General features: G+C 37.2%; 15 protein-coding genes. 4 read left to right on the forward strand and 11 right to left on the reverse strand.

Annotation, left to right across the window (positions count from 1 at the left end; genetic code table 11):
• Positions 1 to 27 precede the first annotated feature (27 nt).
• From G6W45_RS01910 to G6W45_RS01925, 4 genes are all read right to left on the reverse strand, one after another.
• Positions 28 to 234: an excalibur calcium-binding domain-containing protein gene (locus tag G6W45_RS01910; protein ID WP_103628107.1), complete on the reverse strand. Its 207-nt coding sequence runs from the start codon at positions 232 to 234 to the stop codon at positions 28 to 30.
• A gap of 79 nt (positions 235 to 313) precedes the next feature.
• Positions 314 to 1,087, reverse strand: coding sequence for an ABC transporter ATP-binding protein (locus tag G6W45_RS01915; protein WP_194167340.1), 774 nt, complete (start codon positions 1,085 to 1,087; stop codon positions 314 to 316).
• On the reverse strand, positions 1,087 to 2,094 hold the full coding sequence (locus G6W45_RS01920; RefSeq protein WP_021084752.1) for a FecCD family ABC transporter permease: 1,008 nt from the start codon (positions 2,092 to 2,094) through the stop codon (positions 1,087 to 1,089). The genes G6W45_RS01915 and G6W45_RS01920 overlap by 1 nt, the downstream gene beginning before the upstream one ends.
• A 3-nt stretch (positions 2,095 to 2,097) precedes the next feature.
• The gene (locus G6W45_RS01925) at positions 2,098 to 3,153 is read right to left on the reverse strand and encodes an ABC transporter substrate-binding protein (RefSeq protein ID WP_194167341.1); all 1,056 of its coding nucleotides are present in this window, start codon (positions 3,151 to 3,153) and stop codon (positions 2,098 to 2,100) included.
• A 217-nt stretch (positions 3,154 to 3,370) separates the two neighbouring features.
• On the opposite strand from G6W45_RS01925, the gene G6W45_RS01930 reads away from it, so the two are divergent.
• Both G6W45_RS01930 and G6W45_RS01935 read left to right on the forward strand, forming a co-directional pair.
• Entirely contained in the window at positions 3,371 to 5,602 is a 2,232-nt protein-coding gene (locus G6W45_RS01930; RefSeq protein WP_148817083.1) for a nitric-oxide reductase large subunit, read from the forward strand.
• A 71-nt stretch (positions 5,603 to 5,673) separates the two neighbouring features.
• Positions 5,674 to 6,216, forward strand: a complete 543-nt coding sequence (locus G6W45_RS01935; RefSeq protein ID WP_194167342.1) for a DUF1523 family protein — start codon at positions 5,674 to 5,676, stop codon at positions 6,214 to 6,216.
• Between the two features lie 471 nt (positions 6,217 to 6,687).
• On the opposite strand, the gene hpf is transcribed toward G6W45_RS01935, so the two are convergent.
• From hpf to fliW, 6 genes are all read right to left on the reverse strand, one after another.
• On the reverse strand, positions 6,688 to 7,215 hold the full coding sequence (gene hpf, locus G6W45_RS01940) for a ribosome hibernation-promoting factor, HPF/YfiA family (protein WP_194167343.1): 528 nt from the start codon (positions 7,213 to 7,215) through the stop codon (positions 6,688 to 6,690).
• A gap of 80 nt (positions 7,216 to 7,295) precedes the next feature.
• Positions 7,296 to 7,718, reverse strand: coding sequence for a hypothetical protein (locus G6W45_RS01945; protein WP_103560627.1), 423 nt, complete (start codon positions 7,716 to 7,718; stop codon positions 7,296 to 7,298).
• The gene (locus tag G6W45_RS01950) at positions 7,718 to 8,734 is read right to left on the reverse strand and encodes a type II secretion system protein (RefSeq protein ID WP_242039027.1); all 1,017 of its coding nucleotides are present in this window, start codon (positions 8,732 to 8,734) and stop codon (positions 7,718 to 7,720) included. Before G6W45_RS01950 ends, G6W45_RS01945 begins: the two co-directional genes overlap by 1 nt.
• Positions 8,731 to 9,426: a type II secretion system protein gene (locus G6W45_RS01955; RefSeq protein WP_054196360.1), complete on the reverse strand. Its 696-nt coding sequence runs from the start codon at positions 9,424 to 9,426 to the stop codon at positions 8,731 to 8,733. The genes G6W45_RS01950 and G6W45_RS01955 overlap by 4 nt, the downstream gene beginning before the upstream one ends.
• Positions 9,420 to 13,637 carry a hypothetical protein gene (locus G6W45_RS01960; protein WP_194167345.1) on the reverse strand — a complete coding sequence of 1,406 codons (4,218 nt, stop codon included), beginning with the start codon at positions 13,635 to 13,637 and terminating at the stop codon, positions 9,420 to 9,422. The genes G6W45_RS01955 and G6W45_RS01960 overlap by 7 nt, the downstream gene beginning before the upstream one ends.
• A 60-nt stretch (positions 13,638 to 13,697) precedes the next feature.
• Positions 13,698 to 14,081, reverse strand: coding sequence for a flagellar assembly protein FliW (gene fliW, locus G6W45_RS01965; protein ID WP_054196362.1), 384 nt, complete (start codon positions 14,079 to 14,081; stop codon positions 13,698 to 13,700).
• A 112-nt stretch (positions 14,082 to 14,193) separates the two neighbouring features.
• Here fliW and bamD point away from each other — a divergent pair, with 112 nt between their 5' ends.
• Both bamD and lon read left to right on the forward strand, forming a co-directional pair.
• On the forward strand, positions 14,194 to 14,841 hold the full coding sequence (gene bamD / locus G6W45_RS01970) for an outer membrane protein assembly factor BamD (protein ID WP_194167346.1): 648 nt from the start codon (positions 14,194 to 14,196) through the stop codon (positions 14,839 to 14,841).
• Between the two features lie 8 nt (positions 14,842 to 14,849).
• Positions 14,850 to 17,267, forward strand: a complete 2,418-nt coding sequence (gene lon, locus G6W45_RS01975; protein ID WP_194167347.1) for an endopeptidase La — start codon at positions 14,850 to 14,852, stop codon at positions 17,265 to 17,267.
• Positions 17,268 to 17,894: 627 nt separating this feature from the next.
• On the opposite strand, the gene G6W45_RS01980 is transcribed toward lon, so the two are convergent.
• Positions 17,895 to 18,353 carry a methylated-DNA--[protein]-cysteine S-methyltransferase gene (locus tag G6W45_RS01980; RefSeq protein ID WP_194167348.1) on the reverse strand — a complete coding sequence of 153 codons (459 nt, stop codon included), beginning with the start codon at positions 18,351 to 18,353 and terminating at the stop codon, positions 17,895 to 17,897.
• Positions 18,354 to 18,381 lie beyond the last annotated feature (28 nt).

Raw genomic sequence — 18,381 nt, forward strand, 5'->3', positions numbered from 1 at the left:
AATTTAGCGGAGTAAATTTTAATAAAATTATTTTTCTACTCTTCGCTCTTTGCATACATTCTCGCATGGTATGCCGTCACGATCACGATCAAACCCACTGCGTCCGCATTTTCTTAGATAGTGATATGCTTCTTCGCAACTTTTCATCTCTTTGCAGTAGCGTTTAGAACAATCAAATTTATCCGCCGCATTTGCTATCAATGCAAAAAATAAAATCAAAACTACTTTTTTCATTTTTACTCCAAAGGTAGTATTAAATAAGAAAAATAATACAAAAAGCCCTCAAAAGAATTTCTCTTTTGAGAGTATAAATTTAAAGAGGATATGTTAAGCAACACTCTCTTTTTACTTCGTCGATGTAGCTCACATTTAAATTTAGTCCGTAAAGCTGGCTTAAATTCTCGCTTCTAATGATCTCATCAACCGTGCCAAAACCAACCTCGCCATCACCTTTTACAAGTGCCACATATCCACCAAGAAGCACGGCAAAGTCAGGGTTGTGAGTGGTTAGCACGACCGAGTAGCCAAGCTCTTTTAGCCATTTGACGGTGCGTAGGAATTTATACTGGTTGCCAAAATCAAGCGCGCTCGTTGGCTCGTCAAATATGATCATCTTTGGCTGCGCAGCCATCGCACGAGCGATCATACACATCTGCTTTTGACCGCCACTCATCTGCGTGATAAAGCGATCTTCAAGATACTCGATCTCAAGCTTTTTAGTGTAAATTCTAGCGATCTCTTCGTCCTCTTTGCTAGGTCTTGCAAAGATACCAAGGTGCGCCGCACGCCCCATCGTGATAAACTCAAGTCCAGTGTAGTCATACTCTGTAACCTCGCTTTGAGCCACGTACGCCATGATCTTAGCGCGCTCTTTGTTGCTTAGACTATCTACATTTTTGCCATCAAGAAAGATCTCTCCTGAAACTGGCTTTAGCGAGCCACTTATTAGCCCAAGAGTTGTTGATTTGCCAGCTCCATTTCGGCCAAGTATGGTTAAAATTTCCCCAGCGCCTATCTTTAAATTTACATTTTCTAGTTTGCCAGCCCCATTTGGGTAGCTAAAGTTTAAATTTCTAACTTCAAGCATCATGCAACCTTTTTATTTCGCCATAAAACCCAGACGAAAAATACCGTGCCGATAAAGCCAGTAAGTACGCCAAGAGGCACTTCGCTCACGCTTATGCTGCGCGCTAGAGTATCTACAAAAAGTAAAAATATCGCACCCATAAATATGCTTGCAGGCATGCTTTTTATGTTATTTGCGCCAACTAACATGCGCGCTAAGTGAGGCATGAGAAGTCCCACCCAAGCGACTATGCCGCTTATGCAGACGCTGCATGCTGTAAGAAGCGTAGCGCAGATGATGATGACAGCGCGCTCAAATGAGACATTTACGCCAAGTCTAGCCGCACTCTCGTCGCCAAGAGATAGCAAATTTATACGCCAGCTCATGGCGATTAGCAAAATGGCGCAGATGATCATCACTGGAGCTATGTATTTTAAGTTGTCACTATCAAGCTTTGCAAGACTACCAAGCTGCCAATAAACAATGTCAGGCAGCTTCGTCTCAGGGTCGGCGACATACTTTAAAAAGCCGATAACTGAGCCCATAAGGCCACTTACGATGATACCAGAAAGAACCAGCATAAGCGTGCTCGTGCGTCCCATCATCTTTGGTATGGCTAGCGTGATAGCAACGGCTGCTAGGCCAAAGCCAAAGGCAAAAGCCTGCACCCAAAATAGCGATAGATCAAAGATGATAGCAGTGGCTGCTCCCACACAAGCACCAGCTGAGACGCCTAGAAGATCAGGGCTAACTAACTGGTTTTTAAAGACGCCTTGATAGGCTGCACCACTCACGCTAAGAGCGGCTCCAACAAGGATGGCTGCGATGATGCGTGGGATGCGTAAATTTTCTATCACGTTTGTGATGTTGCTAGCTGCGCCATCTCCAAAACCAAAGCTGTGAGCCAGCACGCTAAAGACGTCGTTAAATGGTATGTAAAATCTACCAACGCCCAGTGCGACAAAGGCGCAAAGAAGCGTTAGTAGAGCTAAAAAGATAACAACTATTGAAAAATTTGCGTTTTTCATATCTTACTTGCTGCTACCGTCTGGATTTAGACCTTTTAGGATATAGCCGTACTCTGTGTCGCTAAGATCGTGATTTAAGAACTCTTTATAAAACTCTTTTGTTTTTACTTTCATATCGACATCTTTAAATAGATCTGGTTGGATAGTCTTTGCTGCCCATAAAATTTGAAGCACGTTTTCAGCGCCATATCTATCCCAGCTAAATACACCTTTTGGGTTACCATAAACTTTGCCGTTTTTAACAGCATTTGAGCCAGAGAATGCAGGGTGTTCTTTTATCTTTTTGATCTGTGCATCTGTGTCATTGCCGCCAACGATGATGATATCAGGATTTGCATTGATGATCTCTTCTGCGCTAACTTCGATCATTGAGCCCTCAGTTTGGATAGCATTTACACCGCCACCTAGCTTGATCCAAGTGTTTTGGATAGTATTTGTGCCATCAATTTTTAGCAAATTCGCTCCGCCAAGAAGGTGAAGTACTTTTGGACGTTTAGCGTCAGGGATGTTTTTTGTTCTTGCTGTTACAAACTCAGAGTTATCATGGATTTTATTAGCAAGCTTTTCAGCTTTTTTCCTAGCGTCATCAGTGCCTATGACTTCAGCTGTTGCGTAGATGCTTTTCTCCATATCTGGATAGTCTCTAAAGATTAAATTTACCGCGCTAAAGCCGTTTTTGATAAGCTCATCTTGGTAGTTTTTGTTAAAAACTATGATAACATCAGGTGCAAGCTTAACAAGCTCTTCGATCTGAAGATCTTTGCCGTTTAGTGCAGCTGGCAAATTTTTAAGTTTTGGATAGACGTGCTCAAACCACTTGTTGGTTTTGATCAGATCAGTTGTGGCTACAACCTTATCCATACCGCCAAGTGCTAGGATGATCTCGTTGTTTGCGTTCCAAAGAGCAGCGATCTTCTCAACCTTCTCAGGCACGCTTACTTTGACGCCTTGCATATCGGTAATGCTTCTTGCAGACTCAGCTGCGTTTAGACTAAGAGCCATAAATAGTGAAGCAACAAGGCTAAATTTGGTTACTTTATGCATAAAATTTGTTTGCATATTTTTTCCTTTATTTTTGAAGTATAAACATGTATATTAATAATATTTATATTAATTCTATGTAAATTTTGCATATACATTATGAAGAATTTACATATATTGTAAATTCTTATAAATATAATAAGATAAATTCTCTCCTTTTGTTGACATATGTCATTATTTGCTTTTTTAAAATGAGATAAACTTCGCCTTAAAATTTTTAAAAAAAGGAGAATCAATGCGTGAATACAAAAAGTATTGGCTAGCACTTGTTGCAGTACTAGTAATTTGCTTTAGTATTTTAGGCTACTACGGCGTTGAAGTTTATAGAAGCTCGCCACCAGTTGTAAATTTTACAGATGAGAATGGCAATGTCGTGATCGACAAAGAGAGCATCTATAAAGGTCAAGAGGCCTGGCAAAGCATAGGAGGTATGCAAGTTGGCTCTGTTTGGGGACACGGCGCATATCAAGCACCTGATTGGAGTGCGGACTGGCTTCACAAAGAGTTAGTTATATTTTTAGAGTTAAAAGCAGATGAAATTTATCACTCAAAATATGCTGACTTAAATGATGAACAAAAGGCAAATCTAAAAGTTCTACTTAAAAAAGAGTACCGAGAAAATGGCGTAAAAGACGATAAGATCGTACTTAGCAGCGATAGATTAAAGGCTATGAAACAAGTAAGCCAAGAGTATTCAGCACTTTTTGGAAATGATCCTAAGTTTAAATCTTTAAGAGAAGCTTATGCGATGAAAGAAAATACTCTTCCAAATGCTTCTGATAGAGATGATCTTAATAACTTTTTCTTCTGGTCAGCCTGGGCAACCGCAGCAAACAGACCTAATAGCGATGCTACATACACAAATAACTGGCCACATGAGCCACTAATCGATAATGTACCAACAAGCGAAAATATCTTTTGGTCAATCGCAAGTGTTGTAATACTTATTGCTGGTATTGGATTTCTTGTTTGGTTTAGCTCTTTTTATGGCAAAAAAGATGATGAAAAGTTGGAAGCTATTAGCGAAGATCCACTTAGTAAATTAAGCCTAACTCCATCTCAAAAAGCTCTTAAAAAATATCTTTTTGTGACTTTGGCTCTTTTTGCATTCCAAATTTTAATAGGCGGCTTTACAGCTCACTATACAGTCGAAGGACAAGAATTTTACGGTATAAATTTATCAGCTTATATTCCTTATTCACTTGCTAGAACATGGCACATTCAGGCTAGTATTTTCTGGATTGCGACAGGATTTTTAGCAGGCGGTCTTTTCCTAGCACCTATTATAAATGGCGGTAAAGATCCAAAATTCCAAAAGCTTGGCGTAGATTTATTATTTTATGCACTACTAATCCTTGTGGTTGGCAGTTTTGCTGGCGAGTATTTAGCGATTGCAAATATTATGCCTATAAATTTAAGCTTCTGGTTTGGACACCAAGGATACGAATATATCGAGCTTGGACGTGTTTGGCAAATTATTTTATTTGTTGGCCTTGTCATTTGGATGCTACTTTTACTTCGCGGATTTATCGGCGGATTTAAGAACAAAGGTGATAAAAATTTACTTGCTATCTTTGCAGCTTCAGCTGTTGCAGTTGGATTATTTTATGGAGCAGGATTATTTTACGGCCAAAGAAGTCCACTTCCGGTGATGGAATACTGGCGCTGGTGGGTTGTACACCTTTGGGTTGAAGGCTTTTTTGAGGTCTTTGCTACCGCTTCACTTGCTTTTGTATTTGTTAGTCTTGGTCTTGTTTCAAAGAGATTTGCTACGTTTTCAACACTTGCGAGTGCATCACTTTTCTTAGTAGGCGGAATTCCAGGAACTTTCCACCACTTATATTTTGCGGGCACTACAACGCCTATAATGGCAGTTGGCGCTAGCTTCTCAGCACTTGAGGTAGTTCCTCTTGTATTGCTTGGCGCTGAAGCTTATGAACACTACAGACTTCAGTTTGCTCAAACTTGGGCTAAGACATTAAAATGGCCACTTTACTGCTTTATCGCAGTTGCTTTCTGGAATATGCTAGGCGCTGGTGTATTTGGATTTTTAATCAATCCTCCGATTTCACTATTTTATATCCAAGGCCTAAATACGACTCCAGTTCACGGACATGCTGCGCTATTTGGTGTTTATGGATTTTTGGCACTTGGATTTGTTTGGCTAGTAGCTACTTATCTATTCAAAGGTCAAGAATTTGATGAAAAACTTATGAAAGTAGGTTTTTGGGGCTTAAATATAGGTCTTATGCTAATGATCGTGCTTTCACTACTTCCAATAGGAATTTATCAAGCATTTGCAAGCCTAGAGCATGGTATGTGGTATGCAAGAAGCGCTGAGCTTTTACAACAATCACACTTACAAAATTTAAGATGGGTAAGAATGATTGGCGATACGATTTTAATAATCGGTGGAATCAGCTTCCTTGCACAACTTCTAAAATTTATGCTTAATAAAAAAGCTTAAAATTAAAGGGGTATTTTGCCCCTTTATTAAGCTATCTTTTCATAAAATAACGCAAATTTAAAAGGAAAGAAATGATTACATTTTTTAAAAGAATTTGCGTTATTTTCATCGTACTCTTACACGCTTTTTTGGCTCTTGTAGTTGATTATTCGTTTCCACACTATGCAAATGTGCAAATCACGGGTGGCGATGTCAAACGTATGGACAAAGATGGTATCATCGACGCTAAAAATCCAGCAGATGGCCCTACCAGAGATGTTTATTTTATCTACACTAAAGATTCTAATAATTCAAATAAAGTCATGGCTTATAGAAATGAAGATACTGCATGGGGATTTCCGTTTTATTTTAAATTTAACTCAGCTGATGTACAAGCCAAGGCTCAAGGCTTTGCAAATAGCGATAAAAACGTAACTGTAAAATATTATGGATATAGAATTTCTATGCTTCAAGAGTTTAGAAATGTCATCTCACTAAAAGAAAGCGGCACTGATACTAGTTGGCCGGTAGCTAGCTATGTATTTTACTTTATCTTGTTTATCTCGCTAATCATTTGGATAAGAAAGATAAATAAGGCCTTTAGACCAAAAATTAGTGAAAATTTAGATAAATAGATAGTATTTGTTTTAGCTATTTGATATTTTAAAAATCAAAAAGAGAGCCTTGTTTCTCTTTTATCTTTAAAAATTTCTAGTGCTATCAAGCATTTTTAGCTCGTTTGCTCTGTTATGCCATTTGTTATATTTATCTACACTTTCTCAGTCTATAAAATAAAATTCTACATCTAGATTATTTTTAAGAAAATCACCCACTTTTTTATGGCATATACCTCTTTTGCTACGCTCTTCACTAACTACAACCTAGTTTATGTCGTTTTAATTTAGTTCGCCAAGATCTTCTAAAAAGAGGCTCGCACGAAAGCCACCTTGTATCTATACCTATCTCACGCAAGGATATCTATTCTATTTTTGAAAATTTAAAGCCATTTGCTGGCGTATCAGTTTTTGTAGTAGAATTTTTAGATTTCAGAAAGAAGATTTATAGTGAATTAGCATAAATTTTTAGGGGCAAAGCTGCCCCTAGTTTTAGTAAAGACCGAAAGTTCCGTCTGTTCTTTTGTAGATCACACGCATTTTTGCGTAAACATCGTTAAATACGTAAAATTGTTTATCGCTTGATTTTAGTTTTTCAAGTGCTTCTTCGACCTCAAGAGGTTTATAAATTTCAAGCTCCATAGGTACGATCTCCTCGACACCTTCGATCTTTTCTTCTCCTATTCTTGAGCGAAATTCTTTGTCGTCAGCCTTGCCTTTAACAGTAAATTTCTTATCATGCTCTCTTCTTAAAACTTTTGATGCTTTTTCGATAGCAAGATCGATCGCAGCGTAAAGATCTTTATCTTTTTGGCGAACGACTATGGTGTCTTTATGAGCCATATTTAGAGAAAATTCTGCATTAAAGCCTTTTTTTCCTTGTTTTTCATCGGCTGCCACAACACATCTTGCTGAGATGATGTCGAGATTGTATTTACCAAGCGTATCAAAAGCGTCTTGGATATAGTTTTTGATTGGCTCTGTTAGCTCAAATTGTTTTCCTACAATGCTTATGTTCATCGTAATCTCCTTTATAGAAAGTAAGATGATTATAACACGCTAAAACTAAAAACAAATTAAACTAAAATCTTTATAAAATTTTAAAGTTTCTGAAGAGTTCGTTTGTGAAAATTTATAGGATTTGGTGTTTTTTTATCTTTTGATGTTACAAAAACATCAAAGATCATATTGCCAGTACTTGCGACTCCGTTTGTTCCTGGCATGATGGTCGGTGGAGTGCATATGCCGATATCGCCAAAGTAAGTTATTTTTACTTTAAAGTCGAACATATCGTTAAATTCTCCATCTACTTTATCTAGGCATTTGTTTGAGAAATCGGTTCTAAAAATTTCAAACATCGCATACTCTGCTGCTGCTTGAGCAACGAGTTGTGCTTGCTCTCTTAGATAAATTTCACTGCTTTGTCTAGCTGATGTGCTAGCTATCGAAAGGGCAAGAGTGCTGATAGAAGCTGCCACAACTAGAAAAAATATCGCCGCTATTAATGTAAATCCTTTTCTCATTAATAAACAGCCTTTGACTTGCAAATGGTTATTTCTGATTTTTCTGCTTTAAGGCAAAGCTTTAACGCGATGACTCCATTTTTTTCTGTAAAGACAAATCTTGTTACGTGTTTAGCCAGTGTTGCACTTTCGGCTTTGATAGCCTTTGTAGATGTTGAGCTAAATTTTTTAAAGCTTTCATTTAGCCATGGCCTATAGTTGTAGTAAATTTTAAGGTCAAAAGAGCCGTTTTGTACATCCTCGGCACTTTGCTCAGCTGGCGCTATGGCAATGGCTGTATAAGCTAGCTTATACTGTTCTGAAATTTTTTTATTTTTAAAATCACTTGAAATTTTAAGCGTATTGATTGATTGTATGCCTACTTTTGCGATATCTAAGTGCCTTTGGTCTAAATTTTCTTGATAGCCAAAGCTGCTACCAACTCTATAAAGTATGCTAGAAAATATCGCTACTAAACCGCCATTTTCATTATCGGCGTTTATACACCTAGAGCCGCTATTTACATCTTCTTCATCGCTATCATTTTCGCAGGTCAAGTCCATTACGCCGTTTCTAAAAGCATTATTAAATTTGCTTCCAGGGCTTTTTAATCCATTTGCAACAGAACTATTTGCAAGATCTACATATCCGCTATATATGCCTTCTTCGATGATCGGATCTCCGTTAGTATCATCTCCTTTATATTCGTTTATGCCATCAAATAGCTCATAAGCGGCTGGGATAAATTCTAAAATTTCAAAGTCGCTACTTAAATTTACACCACTATCATTTAGAGCTAGGTAATCTCCATTTTTTTTCCTAGCGATAACGCTTTGTTTGATTCTGTGGCTAAGTAGCATTGAAATTTGCTCTAGAGCGATTTCGCTTTGTGTTTCTAGTTCGTTTATTACTTTGCTTTGAAAATAGTTTTGATATAAATTCATAAGCGTGTTAAAGCTCATAAGTGAGATAACACCAAGTACGGTGATGACTATTATTAGCTCAATTAATGTAAAAGCTTTTTTTGTTTTTTTCATTTCCATTCTTTTACACTTAGGGTGCTACTTTCACCTATGTTAAAGGCATATCCATAAAGTACGCTTTTGCTCTCTTTTGTAGTTTTCATAGTCGTATCTAGCTTTATCTGTAAAACGTCACTATCGTTTAAAGGAGTGCTAACTACAAATTTATCAGCTCCATTTGTTATGGTTGGAGTCGTTTCTGTATCTATGATAAAGTCGCGTTTAGTAGTGCTAGCAGTTGGCGAGATGGATTTTTGAGTATTGAAATTTTTGATAGATTTTACTTTAAAATTTACGCTTTTGATTGATTCTGGAAGCTTTGAATCACTAGGCCTTGTGGCACATGCAGATGAATTTTGCACTGGATATGCAAGTATCCTATGTCCCTCTCCTTTTACACCGCTTTTTTCATAAAAATCTGGATTTGCCCCTTGATCGCAGATAATAAGAGGAAAAATTATAGCCTCTTGAGTGGTTATGGATGATGGCATGGTATTTTTACCGGCTATTAAGACTTGATCGCTAAATGGTGCTTTTAATATTAATGACATATAAGTTTTAGCATTCATTAGTCCTTCTTGCATTAAGGACTGCTCGCTTAGATTCGAAGTAGTTCTTACTGCTAGTGGTAGGCTTGCACTTACTATGGCCACTACAAGCACTGATAAGATAAGCTCTATCAATGAAAAGCCACCTCTTTTTACCACTCTATTCTCCTGTTTGTCTTGTCACTTATATCTAGGTTACTATCACTATTAGATTTTACTCCTATAAAACCTCCAACTGCACCGCTTGTCTTATCTTCTATGTTATTGCTCTTTAGGACTTTACCAGCCCATTCGCCATTTGGTACTAGAAAATTTAGATTGAAATTATTTGTTTCAGGTTTCTCATCAAATTCGCTATAAAGAAGCCAGCTAGGTGCTCTCATTTTAGCCACATCAGTAACCGCTGAAGGGTTTCTTATAAAAATTATCTGCTCGCCATTGCTTATACTACTTACATCATTTCTTAAAACAGTGCCGCTGTAAGTGTTTGTAAAGCTAAAGTCGTGATAGTTAAGTACTCCTGCGCTATGTTTTGGATTGGTAGCCCAAAATGGTGCAGCTGGAAAGTCTTGCCACAGTTTGCCATCATTTTTCATGTAGGCATTTTTATTGCATCCATCGCAGTAGGCACCATAATAAATTTTGGCATAAAAACCGCTATAAAGCCCTTCATAAAATGGTGCATAAACCCTACCAAAGTAAAATTTTGCTGTTGTTTCTGTTGCTGGTTTTTCATATTTTTTTACTGTATCGGTGCTATCTGACATGCCGCTAAAGCTAAAATCATTACTTGAAATAGTAAAAGGATTTTTGGCATGATTTACTTTTCTTTCAAAATTAAAATACACTTCACCTTTGCCTACGCCATTTACAAAAGTATTTTTTTCTACATAAAATGTTGATTTTGTAGCACTTGGATCTATTGCTTTTCTAGTGTTTGAGCCAGGAATTTCAAAAAACAAAATTTCTTTATTTGCTTTTGCTAATGTACCGGCATTGCCATCGTTGTCTGTAAAATTTAAAGGAACTCTATCTAGCTTTATGTCAAAGTTCATATTTTTTGCATAGCAATCTTCATTATAAAGTTTTGCAGGATCATCGTTAAACAACCTAGCAGTTACTTCAAAGTCAAGCTTTGCTTTTTGTATGCCTTCATTATCAAGGTATGTTATATCGCTATCTTTTGTTATCTTTAACTTGCTTATTTGTATATCTTTTGGCCTAAATAAATAATCTCTATTACCTTCTAGCTTTATACTACATCCTATCCTTCCTTCTTGAGCAGTATCTTGTGATGGATCGTTGCTAATTGAGTTTTTTACACAATCATCAGCTCTTGATGGTGTATGTTGATCAGTTATTGTATAGTCTTTGTCTAATACATAAAAATATGTATCGCCTATATCTGAGTAAGAAAAGCCAACAGGTCCACTTGATGTGTGACGGAAAATTTTACCCAATGCTTTATTTGGATCGTTAAAATCTACGCTTAGTTTGTTTTCGCTTTCTATAATGCTAGGATCGCAAGTCGCACTATATGCTGGTACAAGTTTTATCTCTCCATTTGAGCCACTTATGTTGTTTATATATCCATTTGCTAAGCCACTATCAAGAGGTTTCATAGCCGCAAGAGCAATGTTATTATAAACTTTGCCGCCCATTAAAACATTGTTATTATTGATCGTATTCTTGTCAGTATCCCATAGTCTAAAGTGACTTGGTCTTATAGCAAAATCATCTAATTTTTCACATTCAACCTTTGTGGTATTTGTCACTGGATCAAGATGAGAAATTCTAAATTTTACGCTTTTATAGGCTCTGTCAATACTAATGCCTGACAACAAAATATCAGTTACACCATTAAATGTTATATCTTGTTCATATAAATTTGTTGGAGCATTGCAAGACTCGACCAACTCTACTTTTACATCTACTGGGGCATCTGGTACTTTTTTGTTGCCATCTGTATCATAGTTCGTGATATAGACATTAAATGGCGTAGAAACGATTTTAGTTAGAAGTCTATTTTTAAATTTAGTTTTAAAAGCTACCGAGCCATCGTCTTGTCTATTGCTTGCGACGAAATTATTTGGACTGGCACTAACGCCTAAAGTAATGTTGTAATTTTGATTGCTACATCTTCTTATGTATGTGTCATAGGGCTGTAAATTTATATCAGCATTTGCAACCGTGGCTTTGTAACTATTTGGCTCAAATTTAGACTTAAGGGTAGTTTCATATATGGCATAAGCGTAGTTGCCTTGATGAATTAGCATTTCTCCACCCTTATTTGCAGCCGCACCTTGTCCTAAATAAAAAGTTAAGTCATTTCCGCTTAATTGCTGCAAGCCTGTGTTGTCGTTATAGTGTACCTGTCCTGACATAGTAAGCAGATCACTAGGCCCTTGTGATGCTTTATCTGCGTAAATGTAAGTTGAGTTTGGATTATAAATTTGACTTGGATCTATTGTAGCTTTTAGCGCAAAGTCTTGGGCAGCTTCATTAGTATTATTTGTAACTTCAACGAAAGTTTTTAAAATAGTATTTGCTGGCACTACCGTCGGAGTATTTTCTTGCACCTTTGTAAAAGTACTATCGCTAGGTTTTTTTGCATAAATATATTCCATATAGCAAACATCTGGTTTATATATACGAGAAGAGAAGCCAACTAGAGCTAAATTTATACGGTCAGCACTTACGACATTAGCACCGCCTGAGCTTTTAATCGTTGTAACTGTAAATTTTATATCTGCTTCTTTTTGAGCATATGACATTTTGTCCGATATATCAAATATATCTAAGTCTGCTTGAGAGTGAAATTTTTTACCTGGATTTATAAGTTGTCCAAATTTTGTCATAGTTGAGTTAAACTGATCGCCTTGCGCGTTATATCCGCTGGTGATACTCTGATAGCTACCACCATTTTTTATCTTGATATCTTCACCTTTTGTTTCTGGCTTGCCACCAAATGAAAACATTGTAAGCGAAGCATCTATATTTCCTGCTTTTGGTGTGTAGATATTTTCAAATTTTACATCTATGGTTGAGCTCTTTACAGTACCAAATGGATCGCTTGACTTCATCCAGTCTGCTGCAAGTCTTTCTAATCCATCAAATATACTAACAAGCTTTGGCTCTATATTGTTTGCTGCGGCAGTTTTATCATCAAAGTCATAAATTATGACCAAACTCCAAGCTGCAAATTGTGGTGCGATGGATTGTATCCAGTAGCCATTTTGTCCTTGAACTGGTGAGAATAGTAGCGTGCCGTATGTTTTTTTTAGTTTTCTATTAGTGGAATTGTTTACCTTATATATGCCATCATTTGGGTCTATAAATTCATCACTAAAGGGAATCGTAGTGGATCTGATATTACCAGCATAAAATGTCCTATCTGACTCACTAGTACCAAGAGAGTCTCTAACTATATCTGTTACATCAGCACTTGCTACATATTGGTAGTTTATTCCAGCTTTTACATAGTAGCTATTGGACTCGTTTTGATTATATGATTCAAGAGTCATTGATTTTGGTTTATACTCACTAAATGAGCCAAACCAAAAGACATCTTTTGGATCAGCATCTATTGTAATTACATTTTTTCCAGGAGCTTTAAAATCAATCCTGCTATATCCTTTTATGTAATTTAAAGCACTTATATATAAATTTGACCCAAGATTTTTTATGGCCCAGTTTTGATAAAGAGAGCCGCCCCAATAAAGCCTGGCATAGACTACGTTTTTGCCTTTTAAATTATTTTGTATAAAGGTATTTTTCTCACTAAAATCAAATGTGGAAGAGGATGAATTTTTACAATAAGGATGCTTGCTAGGATTGTAAATATATGTTGTTTGACAAAGTGTGTAATTGCTAGACGAAAAATTACCAGTATCTAAAAATATTCTATCGGCTGTAGATGATGTTTTTGTTACGTTAGATGGATCTGGAACAAAATTATATCCAGTGTATTGTGGAATCATAATGGTAGCACCAATGGTAGCTATATCGCCATTTACTCTGGTATTTAGATTGCCATTTATTGATCTTTGTCTTAAGCCTTTAGAGTGATCATCCCACATGCCTATTAATGATCGTTTATTCCATGGAGAAAATTGCTCAACGTAAATATGATAGTGATCTTGTGCTAAGCCTGAAGAAAAGCTATTGGTATCTATCGTCCAGGTTCTATCAGATTTTCTTATGCAATGTGGGATATTTTTAGAAGAGTTGTCTTGGTACTCTTCAGCGTCTATAAAGCAAGAATAATTTGCTCCACTACAACCAATAGATGCTGCTTCTGCTGTCGTACAAGCTCTGGGTGCACAAAAACCAAACGTGACAATAAAACAGAGTAAGTATGCTATCTTCACAACAAATCCTCTAAATAACAATAAAAAATCTCTCCTTAGATTTTTAAAAGCTTTTAGCTACTATTTTTGTATAAAATTTTCTATCATTTCAGCTTGCCCGTACTGAGGATATTTGGCAATGTCTAAAACGACTTGAGATAAGGTCATATTGTCCATATTGCAAACGATAGGAGCTATAAAATTTACAGTTGATTTTTCAAGCGGGAGTGCAACAACGATAATGTTATAAATTCTAAGTTGAGAGCTTTCTTTAATCTCCATAAGATCTTCATAATAGCTTGGAATATCGAATTCGTAGCTTCTTAATGCAAAAGGATTTATCATTGTAAAAGATGTCTCATCATCTTTGCTTGCTAGCTTAACAAAAAATTTATCAAGTTCAATTAACTCCATCGTTTTGATATGCTCAAAGCCTAAAATAGGGCTTTTAACACTAAAAATCATACTAACTCCTATTTTGTAAAGTTGCCGTATTTTATCATAGTTTTAAAAAATTTATACAAAAATAATAGCAAAAAATGTAGAATACGAGGATTTAAACTTTTTAAGGAAAAGCATGAAAAGATTTTCTAAAATTCTAGCAGTTGTAGCTCTTTTGGGGCTTTTTAGTGGTTGTGCTGAAAAATATACCGAGCTTTACAATCTAACTCCTGATGAGTGGTACGCTCAGGTTATCGCTGATATAAAAGATGGTGATCTTGAAGCGGCTGATAAACACTATGTTTCAATGGCTAGTGAACACGTAGCAAGCCCCCTTTTGGAGCAAATTTTACTTATCCTTGCCCAAGCTCACGCAAATGATGAAGAGTATCTAATGGCAAATCACTATCTTGACGAGTATATCAAAAGATATGGCGACAACGGCCCAAAAACAGAGTTTGCTCAGTATCTAAAGATAAAAGCAAATTTTGACTCATTTACTCAGCCAAACCGCAACCAAAAGCTTATGGAAGATAGCGTAACAGAGATCGAGAAATTTCTTTATATGTATCCAAATACTGAATATAAGCCACTTATTGAGACTATGCTTATTAAATTCAAACTCGCGCTTTACTTCCTAGATATGCAAATAGCTGATCTTTACAATAGGACTGGTCGTGATGTTTCGGCTAAAATTTACGAGCAAAAGCTAGAAGAGTCGCCGTTTAAAAACTCAGATCTTATCAAACCTGATGTAGCATGGTATAGAAAACTGTTTGAATAGGAGAAATTTTGCAAATAAACGAAAACAAAGGCTTCCCAACCGAAATTCCCATTATCGTTGAGGATGAGCTATTTTTATATCCATTTATGATAACTCCGCTTTTTTTAAGCGACGATGAAAATTTAAAGGCACTTGAACTTGCCATACAAGAAGAGACTCCAATCCTTGTAGTGCCTACAAAGCCTCAGCAAGACGGCGCTAGAGACTTTGATGGTATCTATGATGCTGGCGTTATCGGCACGATAATGCGCCGTGTGCCACTACCCGATGGACGTGTAAAAGTACTATTTCAGGGCATCGACAAAGGTAAAATTTTAAAACAATCAGGCATAAATCCGCTCCGTGGCATTGTCGATATGCTCCACGTCAAACGTCCATCACAGGTCAAAACTGACGCTCTCATCGTAGTTTTAAGAGAAAAAGTAAGAGAGCTTTCGCAGTTTAGCCACTTTTTCCCACCTGATCTTTTAAAAACGATCGAAGAGAGCGCTGAAGCGATCAGAGTTTGCGACCTAGTTTCAAGCGCGCTTCGTCTAAAAAAACAGATCGCTTATAGCTTTTTTGTCGAAGAAAATTTAGAGCAGCGCTTGCTAAAACTAATTGACTACGTCATCGAAGAGATCGAGGCAAATAAACTTCAAAAAGAGATAAAAAATAAAGTCCATTCAAAGATTGATAAGACAAATAAAGAGTATTTTTTAAAAGAGCAGCTAAAGCAAATTCAAGCTGAGCTTGGAGCGGATACGAGCCGTGAAGAGGAGCTTGAAGAGTACCGCAAAAAGCTTGATGCGAAGAAGAAATTTATGGCCGAGGACGCTTACAAAGAGATCAAAAAACAAATAGATAAGCTTTCGCGTATGCACCCAGACTCAGCTGACGCAAATACTTTGCAAAGCTATCTTGACTGGGTACTTGAAATTCCATTTGAAAATGTAGCTAAGAAAAAATCATCTATCGCTGAAGTGAGCAAACACTTAAATGCCGATCACTACAGCTTAGAGAAGCCAAAAGAGCGCATCGAGGAGTATTTTGCTTTGCGTGAGCTTTTGGAGCTTAGAGGTGTTGGCGAAAAGGTAAATAATGGCGCTATTTTATGCTTTGCAGGCCCTCCAGGCGTAGGTAAAACTAGCCTCGCAAACTCGATCGCAAAGGCGCTAAAACGCGAGCTAGTTAGGATCGCACTTGGTGGACTTGAGGACGTAAACGAGCTAAGAGGACACCGCCGCACCTACATAGGCGCTATGCCAGGGCGCATCGTTCAAGGGCTCATAGAAGCCAAGCAGATGAATCCAGTGTTTGTTTTAGATGAGATCGATAAGGTTGGCAGAAGCTACAGAGGCGATCCGACTGCTGTTTTACTTGAAATTTTAGATCCTGAGCAAAATAATAAATTTAGAGATTACTACTTAAATTTCAACATCGATCTTAGCAAGATTATCTTCATCGCTACAGCAAATGATGTGAGCATGATCCCAGCCGCACTTCGCGACAGGATGGAGTTTATCGAGCTTAGCTCATACACCCCACAAGAGAAATTTGAGATCGCTAAAAAATATCTCTTGCCTCAAGAGCTTAAAAAACACGGGCTAAAACCAAGTGATGTGAGTATCAGCAAAGAGGCACTTGAGCTAATTATCAGCGACTATACAAGAGAGAGTGGCGTGCGAAATTTACGCCGCAGGATCGCTGATATATTAAGAAAAGTCGCCAAAAATATCCTCACTAAAAAAAATGAGGGCAAGATCAGCGTCACGGCTAAAAATTTGAAAGAATTTTTAGAGAAAAAGGTCTATGAGATCGAGCCAGCGGATAAAAAAGATCAGATAGGCTTGGTAAATGGCCTTGCATGGACGAGCGTCGGCGGCGACGTACTAAGGATCGAGGCTATCAGGATCCAGGGTAAAGGCAGCATGCAAATCACAGGACAGCTAGGCGATGTGATGAAAGAGAGTGCTCAGATCGCATTTAGTGTTGTTAAAGTGCTAATAGACAACAAAAAAATAAAAGTACCGATGACTATCGTGCCAAAATTTGACGATGACAAGCACAAGCTAGAAGCCAGCGACGTTTATAGACGCTATGACCTTCACTTGCACGTACCAGAGGGTGCTGTGCCAAAAGACGGACCAAGCGCTGGCATCACGATGGCAACTGCGATCGCATCGATACTAACCGATACAAAGGTAAGACATGACATTGCAATGACTGGTGAGATCACGCTAACTGGTAGAGTGCTACCGATCGGTGGTCTAAAAGAGAAGCTAATCGCCGCGCACAAAGCAGGCATCAAAACAGCCTTGATACCTCGTAAAAACTATGACCGCGATCTTGTCGATATCCCAACTGAAGTAAAAGCCTATATGAAGATCATCGCCGTTGATACGATCGATGACGTGTTAAAAAATGCTCTTGTAGCTAAAAAATAATTTTTCTCTAGTCCTAAGTGAGATTAGGGCTAGGGAAATTTATAAATTTTTGACGATTCTAAATCCAAACAAAAAGTCATATAACGAATAAAAGCAATTAATAATTTAAACATTATAAGCACATGCAGCACAGCAGAGAAAAATAAATTTTAAAATTTATGAACGAGCATATCGCGCTTCGATTTCAGTGACAAGCAAATAATGAAAACTGAATTTTGGTAAGTTGCTAAGATAAGTGCGTAAAGTTTTAAAATTTGTAAAATTGCTTTGTTAAATCAAGTGAGTGTCAAGTAAATTTTAAAATTTCATGAACGAGTAATTTCAGCTCTAAAATTTGAACTAAGCGGTAAGCGAATTTAGATTTTAGTTCTTGCGAGTGAATGGAATTTTAAAATTTGTAAAGACAGCTTGATTAAATTTGTAAATTCCTTTTTATTCAAAAGAGAGACAAGAGGACTCAAATTACGAGGCTGTCCTCTTATCTTCCTTTTTAAATCCGCTAGATCCCTCACGTTCAAGGTGCATTCAATGGCGCTAAAGCACTGCATGCGTTTCAAATACTCTGATAAATTTTAGAAACGTTCGCTTTAAAATTTGCCGGACTTTTATTTTGCTGTAAATTTTTAGCTATTTATGCTTTGCTTCATGCTCTAAAAGCCAAATTTTAGTTGGTAGACCATCTCCGCCAGAATAGCCGCCAAGCCCGTTACTAGCTAGCACTCTGTGGCAAGGGATGATGATAGGCACTGGATTTTTAGCATTTGCTGATCCTGCTGCTCGGTAGGCATCTTTGTGACCTGCGGCAAGTGCAAGAGCTGCGTATGTAGTCGTTTCTCCGTATTGTACTTTTTGTAAGGCCTCGTAAATTTTTGCTCTAAAATTAGTTGTTTTTATATCAAGCTTCACACTAAATTTTTTAAGCTCACCATTAAAATAAGCCTCTAACTCATCCAAACAAAGCTTTAAATTTTCATCTTTTACCGCTATTTTTTCAAATTTATCTACAAAATTTATCTCGCAAATTCCATTTTTACTGGCAACGATCTCTAAAATTCCGATAGGCGATTTTAGGTAAGCTTTTGACACATTTGCTCCTTGAAATTTGAAATTTTGG

This window comes from Campylobacter concisus, assembly GCF_015229955.1.
GTDB lineage: Bacteria > Campylobacterota > Campylobacteria > Campylobacterales > Campylobacteraceae > Campylobacter_A > Campylobacter_A concisus_AT.